The organism is Streptomyces sp. NPDC052301, from assembly GCF_044593395.1.
GTDB lineage: Bacteria > Actinomycetota > Actinomycetes > Streptomycetales > Streptomycetaceae > Streptomyces.
In genome coordinates this window covers 217,438-231,404 of the sequence record NZ_JBIUBE010000006.1, presented here as the reverse complement: position 1 = coordinate 231,404, position 13,967 = coordinate 217,438, and the positions used below count along the sequence as shown (strand labels likewise).

The 13,967-nt window shown below is 72.7% G+C and carries 13 protein-coding genes; 6 read left to right on the top strand and 7 right to left on the bottom strand.

Going from position 1 to position 13,967, the window contains the following annotated elements; all coding sequences use genetic code 11:
* Positions 1-230 precede the first annotated feature (230 nt).
* Positions 231-1,196: a helix-turn-helix transcriptional regulator gene (locus ACIHEJ_RS18740; protein WP_400137496.1), complete on the bottom strand. Its 966-nt coding sequence runs from the start codon at positions 1,194-1,196 to the stop codon at positions 231-233.
* Positions 1,197-1,258: 62 nt separating this feature from the next.
* On the opposite strand from ACIHEJ_RS18740, the gene ACIHEJ_RS18735 reads away from it, so the two are divergent.
* From ACIHEJ_RS18735 to ACIHEJ_RS18715, 5 genes are all read left to right on the top strand, one after another.
* A complete protein-coding gene (locus ACIHEJ_RS18735; protein ID WP_400136635.1) occupies positions 1,259-2,767 on the top strand; it encodes an MFS transporter in 1,509 nt (502 codons plus the stop codon).
* Between the two features lie 186 nt (positions 2,768-2,953).
* Positions 2,954-3,715 carry a DeoR/GlpR family DNA-binding transcription regulator gene (locus ACIHEJ_RS18730; protein ID WP_400136632.1) on the top strand — a complete coding sequence of 254 codons (762 nt, stop codon included), beginning with the start codon at positions 2,954-2,956 and terminating at the stop codon, positions 3,713-3,715.
* Positions 3,712-4,659: a 1-phosphofructokinase gene (gene pfkB / locus ACIHEJ_RS18725; RefSeq protein ID WP_400136629.1), complete on the top strand. Its 948-nt coding sequence runs from the start codon at positions 3,712-3,714 to the stop codon at positions 4,657-4,659. Before ACIHEJ_RS18730 ends, pfkB begins: the two co-directional genes overlap by 4 nt.
* 526 nt (positions 4,660-5,185) lie before the next feature.
* The gene (locus ACIHEJ_RS18720) at positions 5,186-7,396 is read left to right on the top strand and encodes a fructose-specific PTS transporter subunit EIIC (protein ID WP_400136626.1); all 2,211 of its coding nucleotides are present in this window, start codon (positions 5,186-5,188) and stop codon (positions 7,394-7,396) included.
* Positions 7,397-7,532: 136 nt separating this feature from the next.
* Positions 7,533-7,784 carry a hypothetical protein gene (locus ACIHEJ_RS18715; RefSeq protein ID WP_400136623.1) on the top strand — a complete coding sequence of 84 codons (252 nt, stop codon included), beginning with the start codon at positions 7,533-7,535 and terminating at the stop codon, positions 7,782-7,784.
* 39 nt (positions 7,785-7,823) lie between these two features.
* On the opposite strand, the gene ACIHEJ_RS18710 is transcribed toward ACIHEJ_RS18715, so the two are convergent.
* From ACIHEJ_RS18710 to ACIHEJ_RS18695, 4 genes are all read right to left on the bottom strand, one after another.
* Entirely contained in the window at positions 7,824-8,570 is a 747-nt protein-coding gene (locus ACIHEJ_RS18710) for a DUF6227 family protein (RefSeq protein ID WP_400136620.1), read from the bottom strand.
* A gap of 157 nt (positions 8,571-8,727) precedes the next feature.
* The gene (locus tag ACIHEJ_RS18705; protein ID WP_400136617.1) at positions 8,728-9,945 is read right to left on the bottom strand and encodes an Ig-like domain-containing protein; all 1,218 of its coding nucleotides are present in this window, start codon (positions 9,943-9,945) and stop codon (positions 8,728-8,730) included.
* A gap of 164 nt (positions 9,946-10,109) precedes the next feature.
* Positions 10,110-11,135 (bottom strand): P1 family peptidase, encoded by a 1,026-nt coding sequence (locus ACIHEJ_RS18700; protein WP_400136614.1) that lies wholly within the window; start codon positions 11,133-11,135, stop codon positions 10,110-10,112.
* 44 nt (positions 11,136-11,179) lie between these two features.
* Positions 11,180-12,418, bottom strand: a complete 1,239-nt coding sequence (locus tag ACIHEJ_RS18695) for a low temperature requirement protein A (protein ID WP_400136611.1) — start codon at positions 12,416-12,418, stop codon at positions 11,180-11,182.
* Between the two features lie 79 nt (positions 12,419-12,497).
* Between ACIHEJ_RS18695 and ACIHEJ_RS18690 the strand changes: the two genes are divergently transcribed.
* On the top strand, positions 12,498-12,674 hold the full coding sequence (locus ACIHEJ_RS18690; RefSeq protein ID WP_400136608.1) for a hypothetical protein: 177 nt from the start codon (positions 12,498-12,500) through the stop codon (positions 12,672-12,674).
* A 19-nt stretch (positions 12,675-12,693) separates the two neighbouring features.
* On the opposite strand, the gene mscL is transcribed toward ACIHEJ_RS18690, so the two are convergent.
* The gene (mscL, locus tag ACIHEJ_RS18685) at positions 12,694-13,170 is read right to left on the bottom strand and encodes a large conductance mechanosensitive channel protein MscL (protein WP_400136605.1); all 477 of its coding nucleotides are present in this window, start codon (positions 13,168-13,170) and stop codon (positions 12,694-12,696) included.
* Between the two features lie 138 nt (positions 13,171-13,308).
* Positions 13,309-13,875, bottom strand: a complete 567-nt coding sequence (locus ACIHEJ_RS18680; RefSeq protein WP_400137493.1) for a hypothetical protein — start codon at positions 13,873-13,875, stop codon at positions 13,309-13,311.
* Between the last annotated feature and the right edge of the window lie 92 nt (positions 13,876-13,967).

Below are 13,967 nucleotides of genomic sequence, written 5' to 3'. Positions count from 1 at the left end.
GGCCCGCACCGGCGTTCGGTGAGATGGCCGGGCCGCGCTGCCGCACGGAGGTGTGGCAAGGCCCGCACCGGCGTTCGGTGAGATGGCCGGGCCGCGCTGCCGCACGGAGGTGTGGCAAGGCCCGCACCGGCGTTCGGTGAGATGGCCGGGCCGCACTGCCGCACGAGACATGGCAAGGATCCCGCCGGCGTTCGGTGAGGTGGCCGGGCGGGAATGCCGCACGGAACCGGTCAGGGGGCCGCGGCCCGCGCCAGTCGTCCGCCCAACTCCCGTACACACTCCACGAGTTCCCCCGGTGCCCGCACCGTGAACTCGTGGCCCAGCATCGCCAGCCGTACCGCCAGCCACTCGACCGGGTCCCCGGAGGTGCCGCGCAGGACGCAACCGCCCTCGCCGTCGTCCTCCGGCGCCCCGAGCCAGGCCGGCACCCCGGAGGAGACCCGCTCCGCCGGTGCGGCGAACCGGACCACGAACTCGTACGTCTCCTGCCGCCGTTGGATGGACTGCCGCAGGTATTCGGCGGCACTCCCGGTCGGCAGCTCCCGGGGCGCGAACCGGACCCCGGTCGCGAACGGCTCGCTCACCCGGTCCACGCGGAAGGTGCGCCAGTCCGCGCGGTCGAGGTCATAGGCGACCAGGTACCACCGCCGCCCGGTCGACACCAGCCGGTGCGGCTCGGTCAGCCGGCGGGTCTCACCGCCGTCCTTGTCGCGGTAGGCGAACCGCAGCCGTTCCCGCCCGGCCACCGTGGAGGCCATCACGGTCAGCGTCTCGGGCGCGATGCTCGGCCCGTCCCCGCTGGTCAGCGGCGTGGTCGCGGCCTGCAGCGTGGACACCCGGTGGCGCAGCCGGGCCGGCAGCACCTGCTCCAGCTTGGCCAGGGCCCGTACCGACGCCTCGTCCACGCCCTCCAGGGCGTGCCCGGCCCCGGCCCGCAGCCCCACGGCGATGGCGACCGCCTCCTCGTCGTCCAGCACCAGCGGTGGCATCGCCTTGCCCGCGACCAGCCGGTACCCGCCGTCGGAGCCCTTCGTGGCCTGCACGGGATAGCCCAGCTCGCGCAGCCGGTCGATGTCCCGCCGCACGGTGCGCCGGGAGACGCCCAGCCGGTCGGCCAACTCGCCGCCGGGCCACTCGCGGGGCGTCTGGAGGAGGGACAGGAGCTGCAGGAGCCGAGCCGGTGTGTCCGTCGTCATGAGGACGAGGATGCCGTACCAGTAGGACACGATCTGACCTAATGGGGTCCTAGCGTGAACGCATGACCTCCACGGAACAGACCCTCAGCACCCACGGGGCTCCGGGCGACCGGCGCCGCTGGTTCGCCCTGGCGATCGTCATGACGGCCGCCTTCATGGACCTCGTCGACGTCACGATCGTCAACATCGCCATCCCGTCGATCCAGCGGGACGCCGGCGCGTCCGTCAGCCAGATCCAGTGGATAACCGCGGGCTACGCCCTCGCCTTCGCCGCCGGCCTGATCACCGGTGGCCGCCTGGGTGACATCCACGGGCGCCGGCGGCTGTTCCTCCTCGGTATCGGCGGCTTCACCCTGGCCTCCGCCCTGTGCGGCTTCGCCGTGAACCCGGAGATGCTGGTCGCCTCGCGCGTCCTGCAGGGCGGCATGGCGGCGATGATGGTCCCGCAGGTGCTGTCGATCGTGCACGCCACCTTCCCGGCCCACGAACGCGGCAAGGTGTTCGGCCTGTTCGGCGCGGTCGTCGGCCTGGGCGCGGTGTCCGGACCGCTGCTCGGCGCACTCCTGACGGAGTGGAACCTCTTCGGCCTGCAGTGGCGGCCCATCTTCCTCATCAACCTCCCGGTCGGAGTCCTGGCCTGGCTGCTCGGCCGTCGCTTCATCACCGAGTCCAAGGCGCCGAAGGCGATGAAGCTGGACCTCGTCGGTGTCGCGCTGGTCTCCCTGGGCCTGCTGATGCTGCTCTACCCGCTCACCCGCGGGCGAGAGCTGGGCTGGCCGCTGTGGGGGTACGTCTCGATGGCCGGCGCCCTCGGGGTGTTCGCGGCGCTGGTGGCGTTCGAGCGGCGCAAGGCGGCCCGGGACGGCTCCCCGCTGGTCGAGCTGTCGCTGTTCAAGGTGAAGAGCTTCGCCGCCGGTATCGCCGTACAGACCGTCTTCGGGGTCGCGCTCGGCATCTTCTTCCTGGTCTGGACGCTGTACATGCAGATCGGCCTGGGCTGGCGCCCGCTGCGGGCCGGGCTGACCGGGGTGCCGTTCTCCCTCGCGGTGTCGACGGCGGCCGGGTTGTCGGTCCAGAAGCTGGTCCCGCGGTTCGGCCGGAAGGTGCTGCAGGCGGGCGCGCTGATCCTGGGCGCCGGCGTGCTGGTCTACCTGTGGGAGGCGCACCGCTACGGCCAGTCCATCGCCTCCTGGCAGATGGCACTCCCGCTGGTGGTGATGGGCGTCGGCATGGGCCTGATCGTCGCCCCGCTGACCGACGCGGTGCTCTCGGAGGTGCCGCGTGAGCACGCCGGTTCCGCGTCCGGGCTGATCAACACGGTGCAGCAGATGGGCAACGCGCTCGGACTCGGCCTCGTGTCGGTGGTGTTCTACGGCCAGATCCGCGACGGTCTGGCCCAGGCCCAGATCGGCCCGGCCTTCGTGCACGCCTTCCAGCACGCGCTGTGGTGGGTCGCGGGGATCATGGGCGCCATCTTCCTGCTGATGTCCGCCCTGCCGAAGCGGCCGGCCCAGCACGTGGAGGGGGCCGAGGCGCCGGTGCAGGAGAGGGAGCCGGAGCTGGTGCACTGAGCCGCCCGCGGAAAGGGCCCGGCCCCCTGGGGTGCCGGGCCCTTCGCATGTCCGTCGACGTCCGATCATGCCCGGTTCGAGCCCGAACCTGTTTACTTTCCGGAAATCCGGGCGTAGCCTCCGAGGGAAACCACACGTTCGGGCATCAGTCAGAAACGAACGGACACCAAGGCGGAGGCGAGCGACATGTACGCACCGGAACGGCAGCAGGAGATCCTCCGGCTCGCCCGTGACGGCGGCCGGGTGGACGTGCTGTCGCTGGCCGAGGAGTTCCAGGTCACGGCGGAGACGATCCGCCGCGATCTGAAGGCCCTCGACCGGGCCGGCCTCGTCCGCCGGGTGCACGGCGGTGCCATCCCGGTCGGCCGCCTCGACTTCGAGCCGGATCTCACCGAGCGCGAGTCCACCGCCGCCGACGAGAAGGACCGCATCGCCAAGGCCGCCCTCGCCGAACTGCCGACCGACGGCACGATGATCCTCGACGCCGGTACGACGGTCGCGCGGGTCGCCGCCGCCATCCCGCTGGAGTCCGCCCTCACGGTCGTCACGCACAGCCTGCCCATCGCCGCCCGCCTCGCCGACCACCCGGGCATCCAGCTCCACCTGGTCGGAGGGCGCGTACGGCACCGCACCCGCGCCGCCGTGGACGCCTGGGCGCTCCGGGCGTACGGCGAGATCCGCGCGGACGTCCTGTTCGTGGCGGCCAACGGCTTCTCCGCCGAGCACGGACTGACCACCCCGGACCTCGCCGAGGCCGCGGTGAAGCGGGCTGCCGTGGCCGCCGCGCGCAGGGTCGTGCTCCTCGCCGACTCCGCCAAGCACGGCCAGGAGCACTTCGCCCGCTTCGGCGACCTGAGCGATGTGGACCTGCTGATCACCGACAGCGGGCTGAGCCGAGAAGACGCCGCCGTCATCGAGCGCGGCGGCACGGAAGTAGTACGCGCATGATCCTCACCGTCACCCCCAACCCGTCCCTCGACCGCACCTACGAGGTGCCCGCGCTGGAGCGCGGCGAGGTCATCCGCGCCGCCGGTGAGCGCATGGACCCGGGCGGCAAGGGCGTGAACGTCTCGCGCGCCGTCGCCGCCGCCGGACGGCGCACGGTCGCCGTCCTGCCCTTGGGCGGTGCGCCGGGAGCACTCGTCGCCGACCTGCTCGACGCGCAGGGCATCGAGGTCGCGCCGGTCCCCGTCACGGGCGCCACCCGCTCGAACATCGCGCTCGCGGAGTCCGACGGGGTGCTGACGAAGATCAACGCACCGGGTCCGGAGCTGACGGAGGCCGAGCAGGAGCTGCTTCTGGACACCGTCCGCGAACAGTCCCGTGACGCCGACTGGATCGCCTGCTGCGGCAGCCTGCCCCGGGGGCTCGCGCCCTCCTGGTACGCCGACGTCGTCACGCGGGCGCACGCCGGGGGAGCGCGTATCGCCCTGGACACCTCGGGTCGTGCGCTGCTGGAGGCGCTGCGCGCGCGGCCCGACGTGGTCAAGCCCAACGTCGAGGAGCTCGCGGCGGCCGTCGGACGCCCCCTGGCCACCGTGGGCGACGCGCTGAAGGCGGCCGAGGAGCTGCGCGGGATGGGCGCGCGCGCCGTACTCGCCAGCCTGGGCGCCGACGGTCAGCTCCTGGTGGAGGACGCGGGCGCCTGGTTCGGCAGCGCACACGTGGACACCGTCCGCAGCAACGTCGGCGCCGGGGACTCCTCGCTCGCCGGCTTCCTGATCGCCGGCGGCAGCGGACCCGAGGCTCTCGCCTCCGCCGTCGCCCACGGCGCCGCCGCCGTCCAGCTCCCCGGCAGCGTCATGCCGACCCCCGCCGACCTGGACCCGGCGGCGGTGACGGTCACCGCGGAGATCCCGCTCGACCGCGAACTGACGGAGCCGGTCCCATGACCGCGCCGGCACCCCGAGACCGCCACCCCGGCACCTGCCGGCTGGGCGCCCGCCCGGGCACCCGTCCCGGCACCTGCCGGCTGGGCGCTCGCCCGGGCACCTGCCGGCTGGGCGCCCGCCCGGGCACCCGTCCCGGCACCTGCCGGCTGGGCGCCCGCCCGGGCACCCGCAAGCTTGGCGCACGTCCCGCGTCCCCACCCCTGGACGCGCCCACCCGGCCGTCGCCGACGCGGCGGGGTATCCCGTTGCTCGTCGCGGACCACCGTCCCGGCGCTCGTCGGCCGGGTGTGCGCCTGGCGTCCGCACCCCTGGACGCGCCCACCCGGCCGTCGCCGACGCGGCGGGGTACCCCGTCGCACGTCGCTGACCGGCGGCGGCACAGCAACCCCAGCCGCCGTCATACCGCCCTCGGGAGGCGGGGTTTCCCCGGCTCCGCCTCCCGCACGGCCCCATCCCCCCACCGCACCCCCGTCCCCCTTTCCGCCCACCCCTCCCCCCGGGCGATACGCGTGCAGAGGAGCCCGCGATGAGTGACATGATCACCGCGGACCTGGTCGACCTCGACCTGTCCGCCGACTCCAAGGAAGCGGCGGCGCGCGCCCTCGCCGAACGCATGGTGGCCCAGGGCCGGGTGACCGACCTGGAGGGCTTCCTCGCCGACGTGGCCGCCCGCGAGGCCCAGATGCCGACCGGGCTCGACGGCGGCATCGGCATCCCGCACTGCCGCAGCGCCCATGTCACCGAGCCGACCCTCGCCTTCGGCCGCAGCGCCACCGGCATCGATTTCGGTGCCCCGGACGGCCCCGCCGACCTGATCTTCCTGATCGCGGCCCCCGCCGGCGCCGACGACGCCCACCTGACAATCCTCTCCTCGCTGGCCCGTCAGCTGATGAACGCCGAATTCACCTCCGCGCTGCGGGCGGCGGACGACGCGGAGACGACGGCGGCGCTGATCCGCGGGGAGGAGCAGCCGACGGCACCTCCGGCGGCTGCTGCGGGCGAAGGCAAGGGCGAAGGCGAAGACGCGGGCGCCGGGGGCGCCGCGCAAGGCGCTGTGAGCGCCTCCGAAGACACCGCTGCGGCGTCGGTGGCGGCCTCCGCCGACGCCGCAGCGGACCATACGGCGCCCACGGCGGCCCCGTCCGTCCCGGTGCAGGAGACTCACGCCGGCACCGGCACCGGCACCGGCACCGGCACCGGCACCAGCGCCGGCTCGGACTCCCGTCAGCGCCCCTTCCGTGTCGTCGCCGTCACCTCCTGCCCGACCGGCATCGCGCACACCTACATGGCGGCCGAGTCCCTGGAGAACGCGGGCCGTGCGGCCGGAGTCGAGATGCTCGTCGAGACGCAGGGCTCGGCCGGCTTCACCCGGCTGGACCCGGCGGTGATCGCGACGGCGGACGGCGTGATCTTCGCGCACGACGTCCCCGTACGGGACAAGGACCGCTTCGCGGGCAAGCCGACCGTCGACGTCGGCGTCAAGGCGGGCATCAACCGCCCCACCGAACTCATCGCCGAGGTCCGCGAGAAGGCGGCGCGCGGCGAGACGAGCGCCCCGGCGCCCGCGTCGGGCGGCACGCCGGTCGAGCGCGCGGGCGACTCCACCGAGGGGTACGGCACCAAGCTCCGCAAGTGGCTGATGTCCGGCGTGAGCTACATGGTTCCGTTCGTCGCCGCCGGCGGTCTCCTCATCGCCCTGGGCTTCGCGATCGGCGGCTGGCAGGTCAACAAGGCACCGTCCGTCATGGACCACTTCCTGTGGACGCAGACCGACAGCTGGGGCGCCCTGCTCTTCCAGATCGGCGGCGTGGCGTTCAAGTTCCTCGTCCCGGTCCTGGCCGGCTACATCGCCTACGGCATGGCCGACCGGCCCGGTCTCGTCCCCGGCTTCGTGGGCGGCGCGATCGCCCTGGACATCAACGCGGGCTTCCTCGGCGGCCTGGCGGCCGGTCTGATCGCCGGCGGCGTGGTGATGGCGATCCAGAAGGTGAACATCCCGGCGGCCCTGCGCGGCATCATGCCGGTGGTGGTGATCCCGCTGATCTCCTCGGCGATCGTCGGCTTCCTGATGCTCGTCGTGATCGGAAAACCCATCGCCTCCGCCCAGAAGGGCCTCACCGACTGGCTGAACAGCCTCACCGGCGCCAATGCCATCCTGCTCGGTGCCCTCCTCGGCCTGATGATGTGCTTCGACCTGGGTGGACCGGTCAACAAGGTCGCCTACACCTTCGCCACCGCCGGCATCGCCGTCTCCGATCCCAGCGACTCCGCGATGAAGATCATGGCCGCGGTGATGGCGGCCGGCATGGTCCCGCCGCTGGCGATGGCCCTGGCCACCACCGTGCGCGGCAAGCTGTTCACCCGGACCGAGCGCGAGAACGGCAAGGCCGCCTGGGTGCTGGGCGCCTCCTTCATCTCCGAGGGCGCGATCCCGTTCGCGGCGGCCGACCCGCTGCGGGTCATCCCGTCCTCCATGGTCGGCGGCGCGCTCACCGGCGCCCTGTCGATGGCCTTCGGCGCCACGCTGCGCGCCCCGCACGGCGGCATCTTCGTGGTCCCGTTGATCGGCAACCCGTTCCTCTACCTGATCGCCGTCGCCGCCGGCGTCTGCACCACCGCGGCCCTGGTGATCCTGCTCAAGGGCATGCGCAAGCAGAGTCCGGAGACCGCGCTCACCGACCCCGCCGGGAACGCGAGCACGGCACCGGACGAGACCAAGCAGCCGGTGGCTGCCTGACCGAGCAGCCGGTGGGCGGCCCGACCGCCACCCCCTGCGTCTTGTCCCTTTCGTTCGCTGTGAGTTGTTCACGGCACCTGCGAGATACGTCACGGTCCGGGGCCAAAGTCCCGGACCGTGGTGTGTACTGGGGGGCATGCCTGAGCATGTCTCGACTCTCCAGTGGGCCGGCGCGGTCGTCCTCACCCTGGCCGGTGTGGCCTGGGCGTTCGGCGTCCTGCGCCTGCTGCGCCGCTTCCGCGCGGAGGCCCTGCGAGAGCTGCCGGCTGTCCGCCTCCCCGTGCTCCCGGCCCAGCCGCAGTCGGGGCCGCCGCGGGAGTCGGTGGAGCTGACCCCGGCGGAACGGGACGCCTTCGCCGGACTGGTACGGCAACTCGGCGGTCACTGACCGGGACCGGCCCCGCATCACCCGCTTCGCCCCGGGCGGCTATCCCTGCCGTGCCGCGCGCCGCTCCATGGCGTCCCGGGCCGCGTCCTCCGACATGTACACCTCGCACATGTGCCGCCCGTCGGGTGTCGCCGTGTGCTCGACCTCCCACAGCGAGACCTCGCCGCCGTCCGGCAGCAGGAACGCGTGCTCGTACAGCGCGTAGCTCAGCCCGGCCCGTCCGGCCCGCCCCGGGCGCCCGAACGCCTGCGTGATCTCGTGCGCGGTCGCCGTCGCCAGCAGCGCCGCCGTGTCCGCGCCCGGCCGGTCGGGGTTCTCCGCACGGCGCAGGAGCCGGCGCGCATGGTCCGCGGAGTCGTCGGAGGCGAACACGTGCCGGGGCTCGGGGATCGCCCACAGCCGCATCAGCGCGGGCAGCTCGAACTCCGGGGTCTCCAGGGGAAGTCCGAGGCGTGCCGTGGCCGCCTGCAGCTCCTCCTCGTCGACGTAGACCTCGTGCTCCGGGGGGCCGCCCGGCGTGAGGTTGTGCACCAGCTCCCACAGCGTGACCGCCGAGCCGTCGGCGAGCAGCCACGTGTGCCGGTAGGTCTCCCGGTGCAGCCCCGCGCTGTGGTGCGCGGAGTGCAGCGAACTGTCGTGCGCCAGCGCGCACTCGAGCCGCCGTAGCACCTCGTCGGGCAGCTCGAACGAGTTCAGGGCACGGCCGAGGAGCCGCGCGAGATGCTCCTCCGGAGACTCGGGCGACTCGGCTGGTTCGTACGCTGCCGTCTCGTACGGAACGCTCAAGGCTTCTCCCGGCGTTGCTGCATGTCACCTTGTGGGTGCATACCGTAGCCCCTCGGTCGGACATCGTGTGGGGAACCGAGAAAACGTACGTCCGCGAAACGCGCGGGGCCGCGCGGAAAGTTCCCGCACGGCCCCGCGTTCCGTCGAAGTCTGCTGCTCAGGCGGCACTTCCGGCGGTCCAGGCGCTCCAGGACATGTTCCATCCGTTGAGGCCGTTGTCCGGGGCGACCGTGGTGTCGGGGGAGTTCTTCACGACCACGACGTCCCCGACGAGCGAGTTGTCGTAGAACCACTTGGCGGAGGTGGCGCCCTGCGCGCCCTGCACGTCCGCGAGCCCGACGCAGCCGTGGCTGGTGCCCTCCCGGCCGAAGGGCGGGTTGCCCTTGTTGTACCAGTAGTTGCCGTGGATGAACGTCCCCGACGACGTCAGCCGCATCGCGTGCGGCACGTCCGCGATGTCGTACTCCCCGCCGAACCCGACCGTCGAGCCGTTCATCCGGGTCTGCACGAACTTCTCGGAGATCACCATCTGCCCGTTGTACGTCGTGTGCTGCGGGCTGCCCGCCGAGATCGGCACCGTCTTGATCGTCCTGCCGTCCCGGACCACCGTCATGGTCTGCGTGTGGACGTCGACGGTGGAGACCTGCGACCGCCCGACGGTGAAGGAGACGGTCTTCTTCTGCACGCCGTAGACGCCCTTGGCGCCCTCGACCCCGTCCAGGTCGATCTTCATCGTGACCTTGGAGCCGGCCTTCCAGTAGTCCTGCGGCCGGAAGTCCAGCCGGCGGTCCCCGAACCAGTGCCCGGCCACCTGCTGGCCGCTGCTGGAGTTCACCGTGATGTGCGCCTGCACGGCCTTCTTGTCGGTGATCGACTTGTCGAAGGTGAACGACACCGGCATGCCCACCCCGACCGTCGTGCCGTTGTCCGGGGTGTAGGTGCCGATGAAGCTGCCCGCCGAGGTGACGGTGGTGAAGATGGAGTTGGCGGCCGCGGTGCGTCCGTCGCCGTCCTTCGCGGTCGCGTCGATCTCGTACTTCGTGCCGCGCTCCAGCTGCTGCTTCGGCTTCCAGCTGCTGCCGTCCGCGGATATCGCCCCGGGTACGGTCCGGCCCGTCCCGGACACGGTCATCTTCACGTCGGTCAGCTTGCCGTCGCTGACCTTCACGCCGGTCGCGTTGATCGACGCGCTGGTCGAACCGTCCTTGGCCGAGATGACGATCTTCGCCGTCGACGTCTTGGCGGAGCTCGTGCCGGCCTTGCCGTTGTCGTCGGCGCTGGCGTCGCCGCCGCACGCCGTCAGGGTGAGGGTGCCGACCACCAGGGCGGCACAGGCCACCAGTGCGCGCCGCGCTGCAATGTCCGGCGTTGTCACGGGCTGCTCCAGGTTCGTGTGATGTGCGTGATCCGTTCCAGTGCGTGGAGAAAGAGGGATCCGCCGCCCCGGGCGGTTCCCTTCGGCTCCCATGAACGCGATCACGTGACAGAACCGCGACAATCCAGTACCTCAACGCCGTGCCCGGCGTTCCCCGTTGGACGTCACACCGGTCCGTACAACTCCCCGTACGACGGCCACGCGCCCCCCGGCCCGTCGACCGAGTCGGCGGCCCGTACCGCCCGGACGATCGCGCGTGTCACGAGATCCGCGCCGGCGGTGAGGATGTCGTTGAGCGCCAGGGGGTGCCCGCCGAGCGGGCGGGTGCCGGTCGCCAGCGCGAACACCGTGTCCCCGTCGTGCAGGAGGTGCACCGGGCGTACGGCCCGCGCGATCCCGTCGTGCGCCGTGCCCGCGAGCTTCTGCGCCTGCGCCTTGGAGAGATCCGCGTCGGTCGCGACCACCGCCAGCGTGGTGTTGAGCGGCGGCGGCGCGTTGCCGGCGGCGGCCTCTTCCAGACGCCGGCGCGCCGCCTCGTGCACGCGCTCGTCCGGATAGTCCACCCGTCCGTCGAAGAACTCCCCGTACAGGGCCCCCGTTCCGGGATCCACCACCGATCCCGCGGCGTTCGCGACGACCAGCGCGGCCACGGTGATCCCCCGGTCCAGCACCGTGCTCGCGGTGCCCACCCCGCCCTTGAGCCGTCCGGCCACGGCGCCGGTACCGGCCCCCACGCAGCCCTCGGGCACGCGGGCGCCCGGCGCGCTCGCCGCCGCGGCCTCCACCGCCGCGCGCCCCGTCGACGCGTCCGGCCGTGCGCGGAAGGCCCCGCCGCGTCCCAGGTCGAAGACGCACGCCGCGGGCACCACCGGCACCACGTGCGCCGGATCCGTCCCCACCGGCACCCCGCGTCCCTGCTCCTCCAGCCAGGCCACCACGCCGGAGGCCGCGTCGAGACCGTAGGCACTGCCGCCGGTCAGCACGACCGCGTCGACCCTCTGCACCACGTTGCGCGGGTCGAGCGCGTCGGTCTCCTTGGTGCCGGGGCCGCCGCCGCGCACGTCCACCGCGGCGACGGCGCCGCCCTCGGGAGCGAGGACGACCGTGGTGCCGGTGAGCCAGCCGTCCCCGGCGCGAGTGGCGTGTCCCACCCGGATCCCGGTGACGTCCGTCAATGCGTCAACTGTCATGGGGCTCAGTCTGGCCCAGCTCCGGACGCCCCAGGAGGGCTCGCTCAGCCGGCCGGTACGGCGGCGCTCGCCCGGCGCTCCCGTCCGGCCCTGCGCACCGCCAGCACCACGCCGGTCGCCACCGCGGCCGCGGACACCAGCCCCGCCGCGAGCACCGCCCAGGCGCCCAGGAAGGTGCAGCAGATCACCAGCAGGGCGGTGACGGGCAGGACCAGCTGCTCGGCGAGGCCCACCTTGAAGTGGCGGGCGTGCAGCGCCCACACGGTCAGCAGGTACAGCGCCGTCGGCAGGGTGACGGAGGCCGAGGCGGACAGGGTCGAGATGTGCGTCTTGCCGACCGCCTGCTCCACGGCCACCTCCAGGCCCGCGCCGATCGCCGCGGCAGAGGAGAAGACCAGGTAGTGGCCGTAGCCCCAGACGAACGCCCGTCTGCTGGTGCGCAGGTGAGCGTGGATCGGAACCACGAAGTAGATCCACCACGCGGCGAAGACGATCAGCAGCCCGCCCGCCGCGATGGGCAGCAGCTCGGTCAGCGCGTTGTGTGCGTCCACGGCCGACTTCACCGCGACCGTGGCCGATGCGACCGTCTCGCCGAGCACGATGATCGTGAACAGGCCGTACCGCTCGGCGATGTGATGGGGATGCCAGGAGGTCTCGTGGTGCCTCTCGGCGTACAGCGGCACGCACAGTTCCGCGATCACCATCACGAGGAACACCCAGGGCCGGGCCGGCCCGGGCAGCACCACCAGGCCGAGCCAGCCCACCTGGCACAGCAGCACCCCGCAGGCGTACCGCACGGTCGTCGTCCGCTCCGCGCCCGGCGCCGATCTCGCCGCCCTCAGCCACTGCCAGACCAGCGCCAGCCGCATGATCACATAGCCGAGCCAGACCAGCAGGAAGTCGTGGTCCGTGAAGGCCCGGGAGATGCCGGCGGCCAGGACCAGGACGCCGGCGATCTGCACCAGGGTGACGATCCGGTACAGCGCGTCGTCGTTGTCGTACGCCGAGGCGAACCAGGTGAAGTTCATCCACGCCCACCAGATGGCGAAGAACACCATCGCGTAGTTGAGGATGCCTTCGCCCGGGTGCCCCGCCGCGACGGCGTGCACCAGCTGCACACCCGCCTGTGCGACCGCCACGACGAAGCACAGGTCGAAGAACAGCTCGAGCGGGGAGGCGACGCGGTGGGCCTCGTCGCGCCCGCGCGCGGTGAGCCGCCGCAGGGGGCCGGGGGAGTGGGGTGCGCCCGAGGAGGCGGGCGCCGGAGCGGAACTCGACGTCATGCCCCTCAGCACAGCAGAAATCCGCCCGGTAAGTCTTGTGAACGGATTCACAAGTGAGTGGGGGCCGTATTCTGAGGGCATGAGCACCGACCCCGCACCCGAGCCCCGTGAGCCGAAGCCCGCGCTGGTCTTCGACGACCCGCTGGACCAGCAGTCCTCGGACGACACCGACCGCGGGTGGGGCGAGCGCCCGGACGGGGGCAGCGCCGCGGACCTGAAGCGCTTCCTCGACGAGAAGCCGCCCCACCACCTCTGAGCCGCCCGCGACAGCGCCCTCAGCGTTCGGCGGCCCCCGAACCGCGCTGCGCGACCAGAGCGTCGCGGATCTCCTTGAGCACCTCCAGCTCGGTCACCTCCATGACCTCCTTGGTGCCCTCCCGGGCCGCCTTCTGCGCCGCCTGACGGGCCAGGTACTTCGACATCGGCAGAACCATCAGGAAGTACACCACCGAGGCGGTGATCACGAAGGTGAGGGTGGCGCCGAGGACGCTGCCCCACAGGATCGGCACACCGCTCCTGACCGTGCCGTCCGCGCTCACCGAGCACGGGTCCTTCAGGCACAGGCTGTAGTGATCCAGGTTCTGCGTGCCGATCGCCCCCACCAGCGGGCTGATGATCCCCTTCACCACCGAGTTGACGATGTTGGTGAAGGCCGCACCGATGACCACCGCGACCGCCAGATCGACGACGTTGCCGCGCATCAGGAAGGCCTTGAAGCCGTGCCAGACGCTCGGTTCCTTCTTCGCGTTCACCTCGGGGACTCTCCTCGTATGCACAGGGTGTGGAATCAAACGCTCCGCAACCTACGGCACCGTGCCGCCATTGTGTCCAATTCCGTCGCACGATCCGGCGACTCGTCGGCGAGCCGTCGGGAAGCCGTCCGAGGCGGTTCAGCACAGCGTCACCGCCAGACGCGCCGTGGCGCTCGCGCCGACGAGCCGTGCCGCCGTCGCCCGCGGCACCGACAGCACGACGAGCGCTCCGCTCTCGGCCGCGCCCTCCGCCGGCTCCGGCACCTTCGTCACCCGCACACCGCGCGCGAGCACCCGCGCGCCGCCCCCGGCCGAGGGGTCCTCGGCGGCGATGACGTCGACGCGGTCGCCGGGCCGCAGCAGCCGGACCGTGGCGCCGTCGGCGATGCGCACCGGGGCTGTCACCAGGCCCGTCCCGCCGTGCCGCCGTACCGGATCCACGGCCGGGTGGCTCCGGGCCCGCTGGGCGTGGTCCGGTTCCGTGACGGTGCGCGGTCCGCCGGCCACCAGGGCGGCCGCCGTCACCGCGAGACCGGCGGCGACGGCCCGCCTGCGGTGCCGTGCGAGCCGCTGCAGCAGATACCGCCCGCCGCGCACGCGCACCGGAGCGAACTGCGGGACCTCACAGGTCGCGGGGGCGTCCGTGCCCAGCGGGCGCGGCAGGCGCAGGGGCGGCGGGAAGAGGGACGACGGGGACAGAGGCATGGCGATCACCGCCTGTGACGAGGACATCGGCTTGCCCCGCCACGATGACGCCTCGCGCCCCGGCCCGCCGCAGACGGTGGATCACGGACGGA

Coding starts and splice junctions, on each gene's coding strand:
- ACIHEJ_RS18740 (WP_400137496.1), bottom strand. CDS start 1,196: ATGACGACGGACACACCGGCTCGGCTCCTGCAGCTCCTGTCCCTCCTC.
- ACIHEJ_RS18735 (WP_400136635.1), top strand. CDS start 1,259: ATGACCTCCACGGAACAGACCCTCAGCACCCACGGGGCTCCGGGCGAC.
- ACIHEJ_RS18730 (WP_400136632.1), top strand. CDS start 2,954: ATGTACGCACCGGAACGGCAGCAGGAGATCCTCCGGCTCGCCCGTGAC.
- pfkB (WP_400136629.1), top strand. CDS start 3,712: ATGATCCTCACCGTCACCCCCAACCCGTCCCTCGACCGCACCTACGAG.
- ACIHEJ_RS18720 (WP_400136626.1), top strand. CDS start 5,186: ATGAGTGACATGATCACCGCGGACCTGGTCGACCTCGACCTGTCCGCC.
- ACIHEJ_RS18715 (WP_400136623.1), top strand. CDS start 7,533: ATGCCTGAGCATGTCTCGACTCTCCAGTGGGCCGGCGCGGTCGTCCTC.
- ACIHEJ_RS18700 (WP_400136614.1), bottom strand. CDS start 11,135: ATGACAGTTGACGCATTGACGGACGTCACCGGGATCCGGGTGGGACAC.
- ACIHEJ_RS18695 (WP_400136611.1), bottom strand. CDS start 12,418: ATGACGTCGAGTTCCGCTCCGGCGCCCGCCTCCTCGGGCGCACCCCAC.
- ACIHEJ_RS18690 (WP_400136608.1), top strand. CDS start 12,498: ATGAGCACCGACCCCGCACCCGAGCCCCGTGAGCCGAAGCCCGCGCTG.
- ACIHEJ_RS18680 (WP_400137493.1), bottom strand. CDS start 13,875: ATGCCTCTGTCCCCGTCGTCCCTCTTCCCGCCGCCCCTGCGCCTGCCG.